Origin of the sequence: Paracoccus zhejiangensis (assembly GCF_002847445.1) — a bacterium.
GTDB lineage: Bacteria > Pseudomonadota > Alphaproteobacteria > Rhodobacterales > Rhodobacteraceae > Paracoccus > Paracoccus zhejiangensis.
On the sequence record NZ_CP025430.1, the window covers coordinates 519,176 to 534,058 of the forward strand.

Annotated in this window: 19 protein-coding genes; 7 read left to right on the forward strand and 12 right to left on the reverse strand. The window is 66.4% G+C overall.

All coding sequences use genetic code 11. The features are described 5' to 3' along the window. Positions 1-2 precede the first annotated feature (2 nt). The gene (locus CX676_RS02615; protein ID WP_101754097.1) at positions 3-431 is read right to left on the reverse strand and encodes a VOC family protein; all 429 of its coding nucleotides are present in this window, start codon (positions 429-431) and stop codon (positions 3-5) included. A gap of 148 nt (positions 432-579) precedes the next feature. Here CX676_RS02615 and thyX point away from each other — a divergent pair, with 148 nt between their 5' ends. Next, positions 580-1,506 carry an FAD-dependent thymidylate synthase gene (thyX, locus tag CX676_RS02620; protein ID WP_101751228.1) on the forward strand — a complete coding sequence of 309 codons (927 nt, stop codon included), beginning with the start codon at positions 580-582 and terminating at the stop codon, positions 1,504-1,506. A gap of 145 nt (positions 1,507-1,651) precedes the next feature. On the opposite strand, the gene CX676_RS22445 is transcribed toward thyX, so the two are convergent. The 8 genes from CX676_RS22445 to CX676_RS02650 form a co-directional block, all read right to left on the reverse strand. Beyond that, on the reverse strand, positions 1,652-1,972 hold the full coding sequence (locus tag CX676_RS22445) for a hypothetical protein (RefSeq protein WP_157935829.1): 321 nt from the start codon (positions 1,970-1,972) through the stop codon (positions 1,652-1,654). Between the two features lie 30 nt (positions 1,973-2,002). Beyond that, positions 2,003-2,374 carry a hypothetical protein gene (locus tag CX676_RS22450; RefSeq protein ID WP_157935830.1) on the reverse strand — a complete coding sequence of 124 codons (372 nt, stop codon included), beginning with the start codon at positions 2,372-2,374 and terminating at the stop codon, positions 2,003-2,005. A 170-nt stretch (positions 2,375-2,544) separates the two neighbouring features. Further along, on the reverse strand, positions 2,545-3,375 hold the full coding sequence (locus CX676_RS02625) for an alpha/beta fold hydrolase (protein ID WP_101751229.1): 831 nt from the start codon (positions 3,373-3,375) through the stop codon (positions 2,545-2,547). Positions 3,376-3,437: 62 nt separating this feature from the next. Further along, positions 3,438-4,226: an enoyl-ACP reductase FabI gene (locus CX676_RS02630; RefSeq protein WP_101751230.1), complete on the reverse strand. Its 789-nt coding sequence runs from the start codon at positions 4,224-4,226 to the stop codon at positions 3,438-3,440. Positions 4,227-4,230: 4 nt separating this feature from the next. After that, positions 4,231-5,460 carry a beta-ketoacyl-ACP synthase I gene (gene fabB / locus CX676_RS02635; protein WP_101751231.1) on the reverse strand — a complete coding sequence of 410 codons (1,230 nt, stop codon included), beginning with the start codon at positions 5,458-5,460 and terminating at the stop codon, positions 4,231-4,233. 25 nt (positions 5,461-5,485) lie between these two features. Then, positions 5,486-5,995, reverse strand: a complete 510-nt coding sequence (fabA, locus tag CX676_RS02640; RefSeq protein WP_101751232.1) for a bifunctional 3-hydroxydecanoyl-ACP dehydratase/trans-2-decenoyl-ACP isomerase — start codon at positions 5,993-5,995, stop codon at positions 5,486-5,488. A gap of 85 nt (positions 5,996-6,080) precedes the next feature. After that, positions 6,081-6,989 (reverse strand): glycosyltransferase family protein, encoded by a 909-nt coding sequence (locus CX676_RS02645; protein ID WP_101751233.1) that lies wholly within the window; start codon positions 6,987-6,989, stop codon positions 6,081-6,083. Continuing rightward, positions 6,986-7,708, reverse strand: coding sequence for a flagellar basal body-associated FliL family protein (locus CX676_RS02650; protein ID WP_232816566.1), 723 nt, complete (start codon positions 7,706-7,708; stop codon positions 6,986-6,988). Before CX676_RS02650 ends, CX676_RS02645 begins: the two co-directional genes overlap by 4 nt. Positions 7,709-7,991: 283 nt before the next feature. Here CX676_RS02650 and infC point away from each other — a divergent pair, with 283 nt between their 5' ends. From infC to CX676_RS02665, 3 genes are all read left to right on the forward strand, one after another. Next, a complete protein-coding gene (infC, locus tag CX676_RS02655; protein WP_232816686.1) occupies positions 7,992-8,444 on the forward strand; it encodes a translation initiation factor IF-3 in 453 nt (150 codons plus the stop codon). 70 nt (positions 8,445-8,514) lie between these two features. Further along, positions 8,515-8,988: a dUTP diphosphatase gene (dut, locus tag CX676_RS02660; protein ID WP_198590265.1), complete on the forward strand. Its 474-nt coding sequence runs from the start codon at positions 8,515-8,517 to the stop codon at positions 8,986-8,988. Continuing rightward, positions 8,985-10,070: a HesA/MoeB/ThiF family protein gene (locus tag CX676_RS02665; protein ID WP_101751235.1), complete on the forward strand. Its 1,086-nt coding sequence runs from the start codon at positions 8,985-8,987 to the stop codon at positions 10,068-10,070. Before dut ends, CX676_RS02665 begins: the two co-directional genes overlap by 4 nt. A gap of 12 nt (positions 10,071-10,082) precedes the next feature. On the opposite strand, the gene CX676_RS02670 is transcribed toward CX676_RS02665, so the two are convergent. Together CX676_RS02670 and CX676_RS02675 are read right to left on the reverse strand one after the other, a co-directional pair. Continuing rightward, entirely contained in the window at positions 10,083-10,430 is a 348-nt protein-coding gene (locus tag CX676_RS02670; protein WP_101751236.1) for an antibiotic biosynthesis monooxygenase family protein, read from the reverse strand. After that, on the reverse strand, positions 10,427-10,750 hold the full coding sequence (locus CX676_RS02675; RefSeq protein WP_101751237.1) for an NIPSNAP family protein: 324 nt from the start codon (positions 10,748-10,750) through the stop codon (positions 10,427-10,429). Before CX676_RS02675 ends, CX676_RS02670 begins: the two co-directional genes overlap by 4 nt. Before the next feature lie 72 nt (positions 10,751-10,822). On the opposite strand from CX676_RS02675, the gene CX676_RS02680 reads away from it, so the two are divergent. The 3 genes from CX676_RS02680 (at position 10,823) to CX676_RS02690 (ending at position 14,028) form a co-directional block, all read left to right on the forward strand. Next, positions 10,823-11,512: an ArsR/SmtB family transcription factor gene (locus tag CX676_RS02680; protein WP_101751238.1), complete on the forward strand. Its 690-nt coding sequence runs from the start codon at positions 10,823-10,825 to the stop codon at positions 11,510-11,512. A 63-nt stretch (positions 11,513-11,575) separates the two neighbouring features. Further along, a complete protein-coding gene (locus CX676_RS02685) occupies positions 11,576-13,600 on the forward strand; it encodes a M3 family metallopeptidase (protein ID WP_101751239.1) in 2,025 nt (674 codons plus the stop codon). 26 nt (positions 13,601-13,626) lie between these two features. Beyond that, positions 13,627-14,028 (forward strand): hypothetical protein, encoded by a 402-nt coding sequence (locus CX676_RS02690; protein ID WP_101751240.1) that lies wholly within the window; start codon positions 13,627-13,629, stop codon positions 14,026-14,028. A 50-nt stretch (positions 14,029-14,078) separates the two neighbouring features. Here the strand turns inward: CX676_RS02690 and CX676_RS02695 are convergent, their stop codons facing one another. Further along, complete coding sequence (locus tag CX676_RS02695; protein ID WP_232816567.1) at positions 14,079-14,813, reverse strand: SH3 domain-containing protein; 735 nt, start codon at positions 14,811-14,813, stop codon at positions 14,079-14,081. Positions 14,814-14,883: the final 70 nt, after the last annotated feature.

Genomic DNA, 14,883 nt, shown 5'->3' on the forward strand with positions numbered 1-14,883 from the left:
CCCTACCAGTGACCGGTGTTTTCCATGCTGGCCCAGGGTTCCGCCGGGGCCAGATGCTCGCCCTCCTGCAACAGCTCGATCGAGACATTGTCGGGGCTGCGCACGAAGGCCATATGCCCGTCGCGCGGCGGACGGTTGATGGTCACGCCGGCATCCATCAGTTTCTGGCAAAGTTCGTAGATGTTTTCGACCCGGTAGGCGAGATGGCCGAAATGCCGGCTGTCGGCGGGCAGGCCCTCGTCGCCATCCCAGTTATAGGTCAGTTCGACCGGGCACTCCGGCTGGCCCGGCGGCGCCATGAAGACCAGCGTGAAGCGGCCCTTCTCGCTGTCGCTGCGGCGGATCTCCTCCAGCCCCAACAGGCGAAAGAAGGCCATGCTGGCCTCGAGGTCCTTCACCCGGACCATGGTGTGCAGATAGCGGATTTTCATCATCCTCGCCTTTCAATGCAGCCAGTTTCGGGCCGCAGACTGGCACGCCGAAAGCCGGGGCGCAAACCGTTCGCAAGCGGCGCAATTCGGTTGAACGACTCGGACGTAGGTGGCACAAGATGATGTGGATCGAAAGGGACAGACTACCATGAATACGCCGGTAAGTGCCGACCAACAGGCCGAGATCGACGCGCTGCGCGACAGCCCGCAACCCACCCTGCGCGCCGTGTCGCCGGGGATGGAGGCGCATCTTTACACCGCCCATCCGGTGCTGGACCACGGGTTTGTCCGCGTCGTCGACTATATGGGCGACGATGCCGCGATCTGTCAGGCGGCCCGGGTCAGCTATGGCCGCGGCACCAAGTCGGTGCAGAATGACGAGGGGCTGATCCGCTATCTGATGCGGCACTGGCACTCGACCCCCTTCGAGATGTGCGAGGCCAAGTTCCACGTCAAGCTGCCGGTCTTCGTCGCCCGGCAATGGATCCGCCACCGCACCGCCAATGTGAACGAATATTCGGCGCGCTATTCGATCCTCGACCGCGAATTCTACATCCCCCAGCCCGAACAACTGGCGGCGCAGTCGCGCCAGAACAACCAGGGCCGGGGCGAGGTGCTGGAGGGCGAGGAGGCGCAGCGCGTGCTGTCGCTGCTGCGCGAGGACGCGATGCGCAGCTATGACCATTACGAGGCGATGCTGAGCCAGGCCCAGCCTGATGGAACGCCCCAGCAGGGTCTGGCGCGTGAGCTGGCGCGGATGAACCTGCCGGCGAATATCTATACGCAATGGTATTGGAAGGTCGATCTCCACAACCTGCTGCATTTCCTGCGCCTGCGCGCCGACCCCCACGCCCAGTACGAGATCCGCGCCTATGCAGACGCCATGTGCGCCATTGTCGCCGACTGGGTGCCGGCGGCCTTCGGGGCGTTCCGGGATTACCGGATGGAGGCGGTGAGCCTGTCCGCACAAGCAGCGGCGGTGCTGCGGCGGCGGTTGAAGGGCGAGGTGGTCACGCAGGAAGAGAGCGGGATGAGCGCGCGGGAATGGCGGGAGTTTGAGGGGGATTGGGGGTGAGGGCGAGGCCTGTATAGGTTCTTCCCACACTGAAGAGTTTGTACGGGCCGAAACTCGGTCCGTCAGAAGCCAAGGTGCCTTGTCTCGCAGGTGAGGCTTGGAGACAGGGTGCCAGACTTTCCCAGGTCGCCCGCCTTCGGCAAACTCATGACCTTGTTGTCGGCCAAGGCTGGAACTTCATGCCAGCGCGCTCATAGTACTCTTTTTTCAGGAAACTGAGATCGTCTTCCCAATCGCTTATCGCGTTTTCATAGCGGCGTGGATCATTTCTGTAGAAATTGCTGGCATTTGACGCAATTACGTTCGCGACCTTGCGAAGCCTCTGAGCAGTCATGGGCGCTCCATACTCATCGCCAAATGTATCTTCAACAATGCTCGGAAGCTGCAGTTCGATGAAATTCGATAGGAAACGCCGGCGCTCCGTCGGGCGCCAGCCATCCGTTTTTCCGACGGTGTATCCGAACATCTTGAGCGCGGAGTACCTGCGAAAGTCTGCTCAGAAATCGCTGCTGCCATTTTTCGGCGGGTGGTTGATGACTGGAAACGACCACAATGGTTTTGGCTGGGCCGGCGACTTCGGTGGAGGTGCCGGGGCAACAGGACGCGCTTCGAACGGATTCTTGTATCCGTGTGGTTTATATGCTTCCGAGGCGTTTTGACGTGCGATTTCTCCCATTGCACGCACAACAAAACCGAATGCCTGGTCGAATTCCGCCTGACGCTGGCCCGCCAGATTCTTGGCCAAGTCAAGGAGAAAGCCCTTTAACTCCGCATACTGAGAATCTTTGTGTCCAAAGCCGTTGGTCGCCTTAACGGCTGCGCGCGCCTGCTTCATTCGGGCCTTCAGATAGAAGATCTCGTCAGACATTCAGCATTCTCCCTCTTGCAGAGGATAATGCCGATGCGCTCGCCCTTGACTAGGGTAACAAGAAAAAAATTGAACAAAATGGCACATTTGTCTGATGTGCCAACCCGCGTAGGGTGGGTTTCCAACCCACCATTCCGACCGACGCGCACATGGTGGGGTGAAACCCCACCCTACGCCCGCACCTTCCGAACCCATTCCCTGACCGCCGCCACGCTCTCGGCCTCATCCAACCAAGGCACATGCGCCCGGTCCGGCACCTCGGCGTAAACGCCATCCGGCCGCCGCCGCCGCATCTCGTCATAGACCTCGCGCGACAGCAGGTCGGAATTCGCCCCCCGGATCAGCGCGACCGGGAAACCCGCCGTCGCCTCCCAGAGCGGCCAGAGGTCCGGGGTTTCGCCCTCGAAGGCCGCCAGGAACGCCTCGCGCAGGGTCGGGTCATAGCGGATCTGCAAGCCGCGCTCGGTCTCGGCATAGAATTTCCGCGCGTCCGACAGCCAGCGCCCCTCGGGGACATTGGCAAAGCCGGGGTTCAGCGCGGCCATGCGCTCGGCCACGGCCTCGTAGGTTTTGGCCGAGGGATTGCGCCCGACATAGTCGAAGATGCGCTCCAGCCCGACGCGCTCGATCACCGGGCCGACATCGTTGAGGCAGAGGCCCAGCAGACGGTCATGCGCCACGGCTGCCAGCAGCATCCCGATTAGCCCGCCGCGCGAGGTGCCCAGCACCGCCGCCTTCTCGATCCCCAGATGGTCCAGCAGCGCCAGCGCGTCCTTGCCCTCTTGCGGGACGGTATAGGTGGCGGCGCCGGTATAGTCCGACTGGCCGCGGCCGCGGTAATCCATGCGGATCAACCGGACATCCGGCAGATGCGGGGCGAGATAGTCGAAATCGCCCATGTTGCGGGTCAGCCCGGCAAGGCAGAGGACCGGCAGGCCCTGGCCCTCGTCCGAATAGGCCAGCCGCGCGCCGTCGGCGGTCGAAAAGAACTGCACGTCCATGGGCTTCTCTTTCGCTGAAATATCCCGCGGGGGTCCGGGGGCGCGAAGCCCCCGGCCGGCGCTCAAAGGTTCTCGCTCTGCGGCATCCCCAGCACGTGGTAGCCGCCATCGACCATGACGATCTCGCCGGTGGTCGAGCCGCCCCAGTCGCTGGTCAGCCAGACGGCGGTGCCGCCGATCGCTTCCAGCGTGGCATTGCTGCGCAGGGGCGAATTGGCCTCGGTATGGCGATAGGTCTTGCGCGCCCCGCCGATGGCCGCGCCGGCCAGTGTCTTCATCGGGCCGGGCGAGATGGCGTTGACGCGGATGCCGTCGGTGCCAAGGTCATTGGCCAGGTAGCGCACGGTCGATTCCAGCGCCGCCTTGGCCACACCCATGACGTTGTAGAAGGGCGTGACCCGGTTCGATCCGCCATAGGTCAGGGTGATGATCGAGGAACCCGGCACCATCAGCGGATGCGCGCGGCGCGCGACCTCGATCAGCGAATAGCACGAGATTTCAAGGCTGTGCTTGAAGTTCTCGCGGCTGGTGTTGACGAAGCGGCCGGTCAGTTCGTCCTTGTTCGAGAAGGCGATCGCATGGACCAGAAAGTCCAGCTTGCCCCAGCGTTCGGTGATCGCGGCAAAGGCGGCGTCCAGCGATGCGTCATCGGTCACGTCCACATCGACGAGAAAATCCGATCCGACCGAGGCCGCCAGCGGTTCGACCCGCCGGCCAAAGGCCTCGCCCTGGTAGGAGAAGGCCAGCTCCGCGCCCTGTTCCGCCAGCGCCCTTGCAATGCCCCAGGCAATGGAACGGTCATTCGCGACCCCCATCACAAGGCCGCGTTTTCCGTTCAGCAAATCGCCCATGCACTCAATCCCGGTATTTCGACATCACGAGGGTGGCGTTGGTGCCACCGAATCCAAAGCTGTTCGACAGCACCGTATCCAGACCGGCATTGTCCACCCGCGTGGTGGCAATCTCGTTCGGAATGATCTCGGGGTCCAGCGTCGTCACGTTGGCCGATGCGGTGATGAAGTCATCCTGCAGCATCAACAGCGAATAGATCGCCTCATGCACACCGGTCGCGCCAAGCGAATGGCCGGTCAGCGACTTGGTCGAGCTCACGGGCGGCGTGCTGCCCTCGCCCCAGATGCGGCGGATGGCCTTGATCTCGCCCAGGTCGCCGACCGGGGTCGAGGTGCCGTGGGCGTTGATATAGCTGACCTTGCGGTCTTCGGGCAGGGTCGACAGCGCCACGCGCATCGCCCGCTCGCCGCCTTCGCCCGAGGGCGCGACCATGTCATAGCCGTCCGAGGTCGCGCCATAGCCGGTGACTTCGGCATATATCTTGGCGCCGCGCGCCAGCGCGTGTTCCAATTCTTCCAGCACCACCACCCCGCCGCCGCCGGCGATGACGAAACCGTCGCGGGTCGCGTCATAGGCGCGCGAGGCGGTTTCGGGCGTGTCGTTGTATTTCGACGACATCGCGCCCATCGCGTCGAAGAGGCAGCTGAGCGTCCAGTCCAGTTCCTCGCCACCGCCGGCAAAGACGATGTCCTGCTTGCCCATCTGGATCTGCTCGACGCCATTGCCGATGCAATGGGCCGAGGTCGCGCAGGCCGAGGTGATCGAGTAGTTCACGCCCTTGATCTTGAACGGCGTGGCAAGGCAGGCCGAGTTCGTCGAGGACATGCAGCGCGTGACCATGAACGGACCCATGCGCTTGGGTGCGCCCTTGTCGATGACGATCCGGTGCGCCTCGAAGAAATTCGAGGTCGACGGGCCGCCCGAACCCATGATCAACCCGGTGCGCTCGTTCGAGACGTCGCTTTCCTCCAGCCCGCTATCGGCGATGGCCTGTTCCATGGCGAGGAAGTTATAGGCCGCGCCCGGACCCATGAAGCGCATGTTGCGCTTGTCGATATGGTCCTCGAGCACGATCTGCGGCATGCCGTGGACCTGGCTGCGGAAGCCGTGCTCGGCATATTCCGGCGCGAAGACGATGCCGGAACGGCCGGCCTTCAGGCTGTCGGTGACTTCGGCAGCGTTATTGCCGATGGGCGAGACGATCCCCAGCCCGGTGATGACGACGCGGCGCATGGGCACCCCTTTCATTCGGTTGAAATCAGCTCTCGGAGAGCGCGACTTTCATGTCCTTGACTTGATAGATCAGCTCGCCATCGGCCTCGACCTTGCCATCGGCGACCCCCATCGTCAGGCGGCGCGTCTGCACCGCCTTGGTGAAATCGACGGTGTAGCGCAGAAGCTTGCGGTCGGGGCGGACCATGCCGGTCAGCTTGACCTCGCCGACGCCGAGGGCATAGCCGCGGCCCTTCCATTCGCGCCAGCCGAGGTTGAAGCCGGTCAGCTGCCAGAGGCCGTCAAGGCCAAGGCAGCCGGGCATGATCGGGTTGCCGGGAAAATGGCACGCGAAAAACCACAGGTCGGGCTTGATGTCGAATTCGGCGACGACATGGCCCTTGCCATGGGCGCCACCGTCTTCCGAGATCTCGGTGATGCGATCCATCATCAGCATCGGCGGTTCGGGCAATTGCGCATTGCCCGGCCCGAACAGCTCGCCGCGGGCGCAGGCCAGCAGGTCATCATAGTCAAAGCTGGTCTGGGTCATGGCCATGGGAACGGTCTTCCTTGCGATGGGGTCACTGTATCACGTTGACGTTTCGTCTATCACCCGCAGTCAGCCCGCCGCAAGTGCAGGCTCAGAACCATTGTCCCGGTTCCATCAGCCCCAGATCCATCAGCTGCTGGCCCTGCCAGTCAAACCGGGTCGAGTTGCGCCATTGGAAACTGTCGATCCGGTCGCGCGACATCGGGTTACGCAGCAGCGCCTTGGCGACCCGGAACGAGGCCACCGCGCAGGTCAGGCTGTGATGCCAGGGGCAGGAATGGGTGTTGTATTCCTCGACGCTGAAGCGGTGATCGCCTGTCACCCGCAGCCCGGGCGCGGCCTTGAACAGCGCGATCCGGTCGATGCGGCGACGGTCGGCGGGAATATGTTCCTCGAAGCGCCAGCGCAGCCCGCCGTGGAAGTTCAGCTGTCGCTCCTCATAGCCATCGCCCACGGGCTTCTTGCGGCCAAGGGCGAAATAGCCGCTGCGGTCGAACATCGCCCCGTCCAGATCCACCGCATCGGGATGGCTGGCCAGGTCGGGGGCATAGAGGTCCAGCACATAGCCCAGCATCGCATCGCGCCGTTCCTCGGCATGGAAGGCCAGCAGCTCGCCGACGCTGCGGGTCTCGCAGAAGGGATAGAACAGGAATTCGGCGTTGAAGCCGTAATGCAGCCAGGTCCCCGCCGGCACCGCCTCGATCAGCGCATTGACCGCCGGGACATGGGCATCAGGGCGGCGGGTGTCGTGGATCAGGTTCACCACCCGCGTCTCGCCAGCCAGATGCGGCGGCAGGGCGAGGGGTTCGGGCGAGAGCGCCAGGATCAGGCGGAAGCCACGGGCAAGGGCATGGTCCAGTGTCGGCCCGACCGCCGCCAGATCCTCGAACAGGATCATCGCCACCGGCCCGCGCTTCAGCACAGCCGGGCGCGCGGCGAGGTAATCGGCCAGGGCCGGGACAGGCTTTCCCGGTGCAGTCTGGACCGGACTGGCGGTCACTGCATGATCGCCTTCACCTGCTCCAGCGCCGAGCGCAGCAGGTCGGGATTGCCGCTGGCGCTTTCCACCAGCCGTTTCAGCGTCGCCTTCTGCGGCTCGCTGAGGGCCGAGCCATCGATCAGCCCGTTGACCTTGGCCAGGTCGAAGCCCTCGGGGGTCAAGAGCGCCTCTATCTCGCCCGCCGTGCTGGCGGCATCGGCAGCCTCTCCGGTGGCGCTGGCGGCATCGCGTGCAGCCTCGGCGGCCTCTTCGGCAGCTGCTTCCTCGGCGGCGGGGGCGGCGGCGGAATCGGCGGTGGCAGCCGCATCGGCGGCGCGGTCGGCGGCCTCGATCGCGGCTTCGGCGGCAGCCTCGGCCTCGGTCGCGGCTTCACCGGCGGCCTCGATCCCGGCCTCGTCGGCGGCGCGGGTGGCCTCGGCGGCGGCATCGCTGGCGGTGGCGGCGGCATCGGCTGCGGCATCTGCTGCGGCCTCGGCGGCGGCGGCGGTATCGGCGCTGGGGTCAGCGGCATCCGCCTCGGCCACATCTGCCGCCGCATCCGCCTCGGCAGCCGTCTCCTCGGCGACCTCGGCGGCGGCTTCGGGGGCGGTTTCCACCGGCTCGGTCGGCGGGGCGGCGGGTTCGGTCACCGCCGCCTGGTCGGCCTCGCGCCCCTGCCACCACTGCCAGCCGGCGAAGGCCGCCGCGAGAATCACGATGAGGGGCAGGATACGACGCATGGGCAGGGCTCCGGCTGAGGGTCAGGTTGCCCCAGCTATTGCACAGCGGCACGCCTCCGAAAAGTCGCGTCTTGCGGAAGGATTCGCCGCCGGATGTCCCTGATATGCCACGAATGCCACCGGAATCCGGTTGAATCACCCGGTTGTCTTGCCTATTTTCCGTTAATCAAACTTCCACAATCCAAGGATTCTCGCCATAGCCCGCAGACCGCACAATGCGCCGCCCCAACGCGACACCGGACCTCGCGTCAACGACCGTATCCGCGTCGCCGAAATTCGCCTGATTGGCCCCGAGGGAGAGAATGTTGGCGTCGTGCCGCCCTCCGTCGGTTTGAGGATGGCCGAAGAGGCCGGCCTCGATCTGGTCGAGATCTCGCCCAATGCCGTTCCGCCGGTGTGCAAGGTCATGGACCTCGGCAAGTTCAAGTACGAACAGCAGAAGCGCGAGGCCGAAGCGCGCAAGAAGCAGAAGATCATCGACATCAAGGAAGTGAAGTTCCGTCCCGGTACGGATACGCACGACTATGACGTCAAGATGCGCAGCGTCATGAAGTTCCTGGGCGAGGGCGACAAGGTTAAGATCACCCTGCGCTTCCGTGGCCGCGAGATGGCCCACCAGGATCTGGGTCTGGATCTGTTGAACCGGGTTCGCGAGGATGTCGGCGAGACCGGCAAGATCGAATCCATGCCCAAGCTGGAAGGCCGGCAAATGGTGATGATGATCGCCCCGCGCTGATCTCTCACGCCGCATTGATGGGGGCCGCGCTGGTTATTGCCGCGCGGCCTTTTTCATGGGAAGAGCGGCCATGTCCGACAAATCCCATCCTCTGCCTGTCATCCGCATTGTCCGTATCGAGAGCGCCGATCCCGCGCTGCCTTTGCCGGCCTATGCCAGCGCCGGCGCGGCGGGTGCCGATCTGCGCGCCGATCTGGGCGGCGGCACGGTCGAGCTTGCGCCGGGTGCCCGCGCCCTGATCCCGACCGGGCTGCGGCTGGCGATCCCCGAGGGCTGGGAGGTTCAGATCCGCCCGCGCTCGGGCCTGGCGCTGAAGCAGGGCATCACGCTTCTGAATACGCCCGGCACCATCGACAGCGATTATCGCGGGCCTCTCGGCGTGATCCTCGTCAATCTGGGGCAGGCGCCCGTTACCATCGCCCACGGCGATCGTATCGCGCAGATGGTGGTCGCGCCTGCACCGCAGGCCCGTTTCGAGCTGGTCGAGGCACTGGATGACACCGAACGGGGGGCGGGCGGCTTCGGCTCGACCGGGCGGGGATGAGCATTCTGCTCATCAGCGCGGCGGCCTTTGCCTTTGCCTGGGTGGTTCTGGGTCTGCGATGGCGGGTCCTGCGCTGGGGGCTGCTACTCTGGTGGCTGGCGGTGCTGGCGATCCATTACCTTGCCGCCTCGAGCCAGCCCTTGTACTGGATGGCCCACCAGCTCGGGGGAAGTCTCGGCAGCTGGTTCGTCGCGGGAATAGCGGTCGCGCTGGTCATCGGCTATCGCCGGGTGATCGGGCGACTGCGCGACGCCGCGCTGCCGATCGCGGAGCCGGCACCGGTCACGGCGCCCGCCGAGGCGCCTGCGGTTCCGCCGTCGAACGCCATCTCTGATGCCGAGCTTGACCGCTACGCCCGCCATATCGTGCTGCGCGAGATCGGCGGGCCGGGGCAGATGCGGCTGCGCGGGGCGAATGTGTTGCTGATCGGTGCGGGCGGTCTTGGCGCGCCGGCGGCGCTCTATCTGGCGGCGGCGGGAGTGGGGCGGATCACGCTGGCGGATGACGATGCGGTCAGCCTGTCGAATCTGCAGCGACAGGTGATCTTCCGCAGCGACCAGACCGGCGCGCCCAAGGCCGAGGCCGGGGCTGCCGCGATGACGGCGCTGAACCCGCATGTGACGGTGACGCCGCTGCGACGACGCATCACCGCTGACGACGCCGCGCTGATCGCCGAACATGACCTGGTGCTGGACGGCAGCGACACATTCGCCGGGCGTCTGGCCATCAACGCCGCCTGCGTCGCGGCGGGCGTGCCGCTGCTGGCCGGGGCGATTGCGCAATGGGAAGGGCAGCTGGCGCTTTACGACCCGGTGCGGGGCGGGCCCTGCCTTGCCTGTCTCTTCCCCGAAGCCCCCGCCGCCGGTCTGGCCCCGGCCTGCGCCGAGGCCGGCGTGGTCGGTGCCTTGCCCGGCGTGGTCGGCAGCCTGATGGCGCTCGAGGCGATCAAGCACCTGACCGGCGCGGGGCAGGGGCTGCGCGGCCGGATGCTGATCTTCGACGGGCTCTACGGCGAGACCCGGATGATCCAGACCGAACGCCGCGCGGATTGCCCGATCTGCGGCGGGGTGCATCCCGCCTGACCGGGCAAGGTCTCAGCCATTCACCGCACGGCTGTCCGCCGGGGCCTCGTCGCGCTCGTTCAGCCCGTAATCGCGGATCACATGGGCGATGCGCAGGTGGTAATCCGCGAACAGCCCGCCCCGCCCGGCCTCCTGCGCGGCGCGGTGGCGCGACAGTTGCCGCCATTCGGCGATGGCGGCCTCGTCGCGGAAGAACGACAGCGACAGCATCTTGCCGGGATTGGTCAGGCTCTGGAACCGCTCGACCGAGATGAAGCCGTCGATCTGCTCCAGAAGCGGTTTCAGCCCGGCGGCAATGTCCAGATAGGCGCTGCGCTGGCTGTCGCCGGCGGGTTCAACCTCGAAGATGACGGCGATCATGTGGCTCCTCCATGCGGGGCCGATGCCAGCTTCAGGAAGGTGCGATCCTCGCGCCGGATGAAGCCCTCGGCCCGGGCGAAATCGTAGTTGCGCCGGCCAAGCGGATCAAGCTTGAGCCGCGCCCGATAGGCTTCGTAGTCGGCGAGGCTGGGGATATTGTAGATGCCATAGGCCAGCGTCGAAGAGCCTTCATGCGGGGCGAAATAGCCGATCAGGTCCGCGCCGCAGCGGGGGATTGCCTGCCCCCAGTTCTGCGCGTACTCATGAAACAGCTCGGGGCGGGTCGGGTCGATCTCGTATCGGATCACGCAGGTCAGCATCGGGATTTCCTTTCTCGGCTTTCCCTCATCTAGCCTGTTGCGCGACCGAAATGCTTCGGCTAGCGTCGAACTATGAAATCTGGCCCCGACATTGCCCGCATCGCCGCGCTGATCGGTGATCCCGCCCGCGCCAACATGCTGACCGCGCTGATGAGCGGCAAGGCATTGACCGCGACCGAACTGGCCGCCGAGGCCGGCGTCACCCCGCAGACCGCCAGCAGCCATCTGGCCCGGCTGACCGAGGGCGGGCTGTTGCGCCAGCAGAAGCAGGGGCGTCACAAGTACCTGTCGCTGGCCGGGGACGAGATCGGGCGGCTGCTGGAATTGTTGATGGGCGTGGCAGCGGGGGCGGGACATCTGCGCAGCCGCACCGGCCCCGCCGATCCGGCGCTGCGCCATGCGCGGGTCTGCTACAGCCATCTGGCGGGCGATCTGGGCACCCAGCTGTTCGATGCGCTGCTGGCGCAGGGGATCATCGCGCGGCAGGGCGAGGCCTTGCGGCTGACCGAGGCGGGCAGGGGGTTCGCCACCGGTTTCGGCATCGACATTGCCGCGCTGTCGGTGGGTCGGGCGCCGCTCTGCCGCGAATGCCTGGACTGGAGCGAACGGCGGGCCCACCTGGCCGGCAGTTTCGGTCGGGCGCTGCTGACCCGGATCGAGGCGCTGGGTTGGGCCAGCCGTCAGGATGACAGCCGCGCCCTGCGCTTCAGCCCGGCGGGCGAGCGGGCGTTTCGGGCGCAATTCGCGCTGGTCACGGCCTGACCCCCTCTGGCACCTGCCGGCGCGCTGGCATAGCCTCTGGTCCGACACGCAGAGGAGCCGCCGATGAATCCCGAACTGACGCAGTGGACCGGCCCGCATGGGCTGCCGCGCTTTGACCTGATCGCGGACGCGGATTTCGCCCCGGTCATCGATGCCGAACTGGCGCGCGCCGAGGCCGCGGTGGAGGCCATCGCCGCCAATGCCGCGCCGGCGGATTTCGTCAATACCGTCGCCGCGATGGAGACCTGCGAGGAGCCGCTGGATCGTGCCTGCGGGGTGTTCTACACGCTGGCCGGCGTCGCCTCGAACCCCGCGCGCGAGGCATTGCAGCGCGATCTGGCGCCGAAACTGTCGGCCTATTCCAGCACGGTGATGATGGACCCGCGGCTGTTCGAGCGGGTGCAGGCTGTCTCGGACGCCGTGGAGGCGCTGCCGGTCGAGGATGCCCGGATCACCGAATTGCAGCTGCGCGCCCGGCGCCGCTCGGGGGCCGGTCTGCCGCCCGAGGATCGCGCAAGGCTGGCGGCGATCAACGAGCGGCTGGCGGTGCTGACCACGCAGTTTTCCCAGAACGTGCTGACCGACGAGCGCGATTTCGTTCTGCCCATCCCCGATGACCGGCTGGCCGGGCTGCCCGACTGGCTTCTGGGCGCGATGCGCGCGGCGGCGCGGGAACGCGGGCTGACCGGGCAGGTCGTCACCCTCAGCCGCTCGCTGATCGTGCCGTTCCTGGAACTCTCCGAAGATCGGGCGCTGCGCGAGATGGCCTTCCGGGCTTGGGCCGCGCGTGGCTCGGGCGCGGGCGCCGGGGGTGCTGCCACCGACAATCGCGGTCTGGTCACCGAGATCCTGTCGCTGAGGCATGAAAAGGCCCGGCTGCTCGGCTATGCCGATTTCGCCGCCTACCGGCTCGAGCCGGAGATGGCGCGCGATGCGGACCGGGTCGAGGATCTGCTGATGCAGGTCTGGCGTCCGGCTGTGGCGCGGGCGCAAAAGGACGAGGTCGCGCTGACCGAGATGCTGCAAGCCGAGGGCGGAAATGGGCCGCTGGAAGCATGGGACTGGCGCCATTACGCCGCGCGCCGCAAGCGGGCCGAGCATGATTTCGACCCCGACCTGCTGAAACCCTACCTGACGCTCGACGCGATGATCGGCGCGGTCTTCGACACCGCGCAGCGCCTGTTCGGGCTGGAGTTCACGCCCTTCGAGGCGCCCTTGTGGAACCCCGATGTGCGGGCCTGGCAGATCAGCCGCGACGGCCAGCCGATGGCGGTCTTCCTTGGTGATTACTACGCCCGACCGGGCAAGCGCTCGGGGGCCTGGTGTTCCTCGCTGCAACCCCAGCACAAGATCGGCGCGGGGCAGCGACCCATCGTGGTGAATGTCTGCAACTTCACCCCGCCGGATCAGCCCGGTGCCCCGGCCTTCCTGTCCTGGGACGATGCCCGCACGCTGTTCCATGAGTTCGGCCATGCGCTGCATCACATCCTGTCGGATGTGCACTGGCCCTCGATCTCGGGCACCTCGGTCGCGCTCGATTTCGTCGAATTGCCGAGCCAGCTTTACGAGCACTGGCTGTCGCAGCCGCAGGTTCTGTCGCAGCATGCCCGGCATTACCAGACGGGAGAGCCGCTGCCACCGGCGCTGCTGGACCGCCTGCTGGCCGCAGACAAGGCCGATGCCGGCTTCTCGACCGTCGAATACCTGGAATCGGCGCTGGTCGATCTGGCCTTCCACCGGGGCGATGCGCCCGCCGACCCTGCGGCGCGGCAGGCCGATCTGCTGGCGCAACTGGGTGCGCCCCCGGCCATCCCGCTGCGCCACGACACGCCGCATTTCAGCCATGTTTTTTCCGGCAGCCATTACGCCAGCGGCTATTACAGCTACATGTGGTCCGAGGTGATGGATGCCGATGCCTTCGCCGCCTTTGTCGAGGCCGGCGACATCTTCGACCCCGAAACTGCGAAACGGCTGGAAAGCGCGATCCTGTCGCGCGGCGGATCGGCGCAGGCCGATGACCTCTGGATCGAGTTCAGGGAACGAATGCCGGGGGTTGGGCCTTTACTAGAGGGGCGCGGGTTGAGCTGAGCGCCCGATGTAAAGGGAGAGAGTTCATGAAAACCGTCAGCCTGTTTGCCATTGCCACCATCGCCACCCTCGGGCTTGCCGCCTGCGAAGAGGGCGCCGCGCCGCCCGTGCCGGAACCCGCAGCCGGGCCGATCGACGCGCCCGGTTCGCTGAACGGCACCTATAACCTCAGGGCCTCGGATTGCACCGATCAGGGCGCGCCCGAGACCCGGCTTACCATCGAGGGCAACAAGTTCAACTTCTACGAATCCGCCTGCACCGTCGCGGCCTCGGAGCCCGGCACCTCGTCCACGCAGGTCACGCTGTCCTGTGCCGGCGAGGGCGAGCAGCGGAACCGCGTCGTCGAACTGCAGAACCGCCCGGGCGAATTGCGCCTGACCGACGACTCGACCACGCTGACCTATTTCAAATGCGAGGCTGGGGCCTGATCGGAACGGCCTGATCGCACCCGCCGGCCCTCGCGGTCGGCGGGTCTGACCTATTCCCGCACTTCGCCCGGATCGACACCCCAGATCGAGGGCTTCATCACCCAGCCCCGTTCGCCCCCGCCCGAGATGCGGCACCAGTCCTTGGTGCATTCGCCAAGGCGGACGATGGCCCCGGCCTCCGCCCGGGCGACGACATCCGAATCGAGGTCGGGCTTGGAATGCAGTTCCACCATGTCCTCTTGCACGATGGCGGTGCGCACGCCCGAGAGCAGCGCGTAATGGACCCAGCCCCCGGCGCCGTCCTTGTCCTCGACCCGGCGCCAGTGGCCGAACTCGGCCACCACGCGCAGCGGCATCCCGGCATGGCGGAAGACCCAGTCGATGCGATGCGAGAGGCTCGGCCCGCGCCGCGCGTTGCCCTCGCCGCCCTTGAGGCTGACATAGCGGGGCAGGGGCATGTTGGTCACCGGCCCGCGATTGGGGTCGCGGCCACCGGGGTTGCGGCTGATCTGGGCATCGGCGCTTGGCGCCTGGCTCAGCACGATGACGCCGCCGCCCGCAGGGACCGGCAGGCCATTGGTGGAATTGTCGGGGCCGCCGGTCGAGACGATGGTGACGCCGGGCGGGATGGTGACCGCCTCTGGGGCCGGTGTTCCTGTGTCGGATGTTTCCGCCGGCGCGGGGCCGCCCGCCAGCAATGGCAGCGCAAGGGCCACTGCAGTGCCGAAGATGATCCCCCGCCGCATCCTCGTTCCGATCGCGCCGAAACCCTTTGAAAGCGTCATTCCTTGCCCGTTCCTGCCTGCCATCAGCCCGCCGCGCCCGGTCCACCGGGCGCTGCCTGCCGCCTGCCTT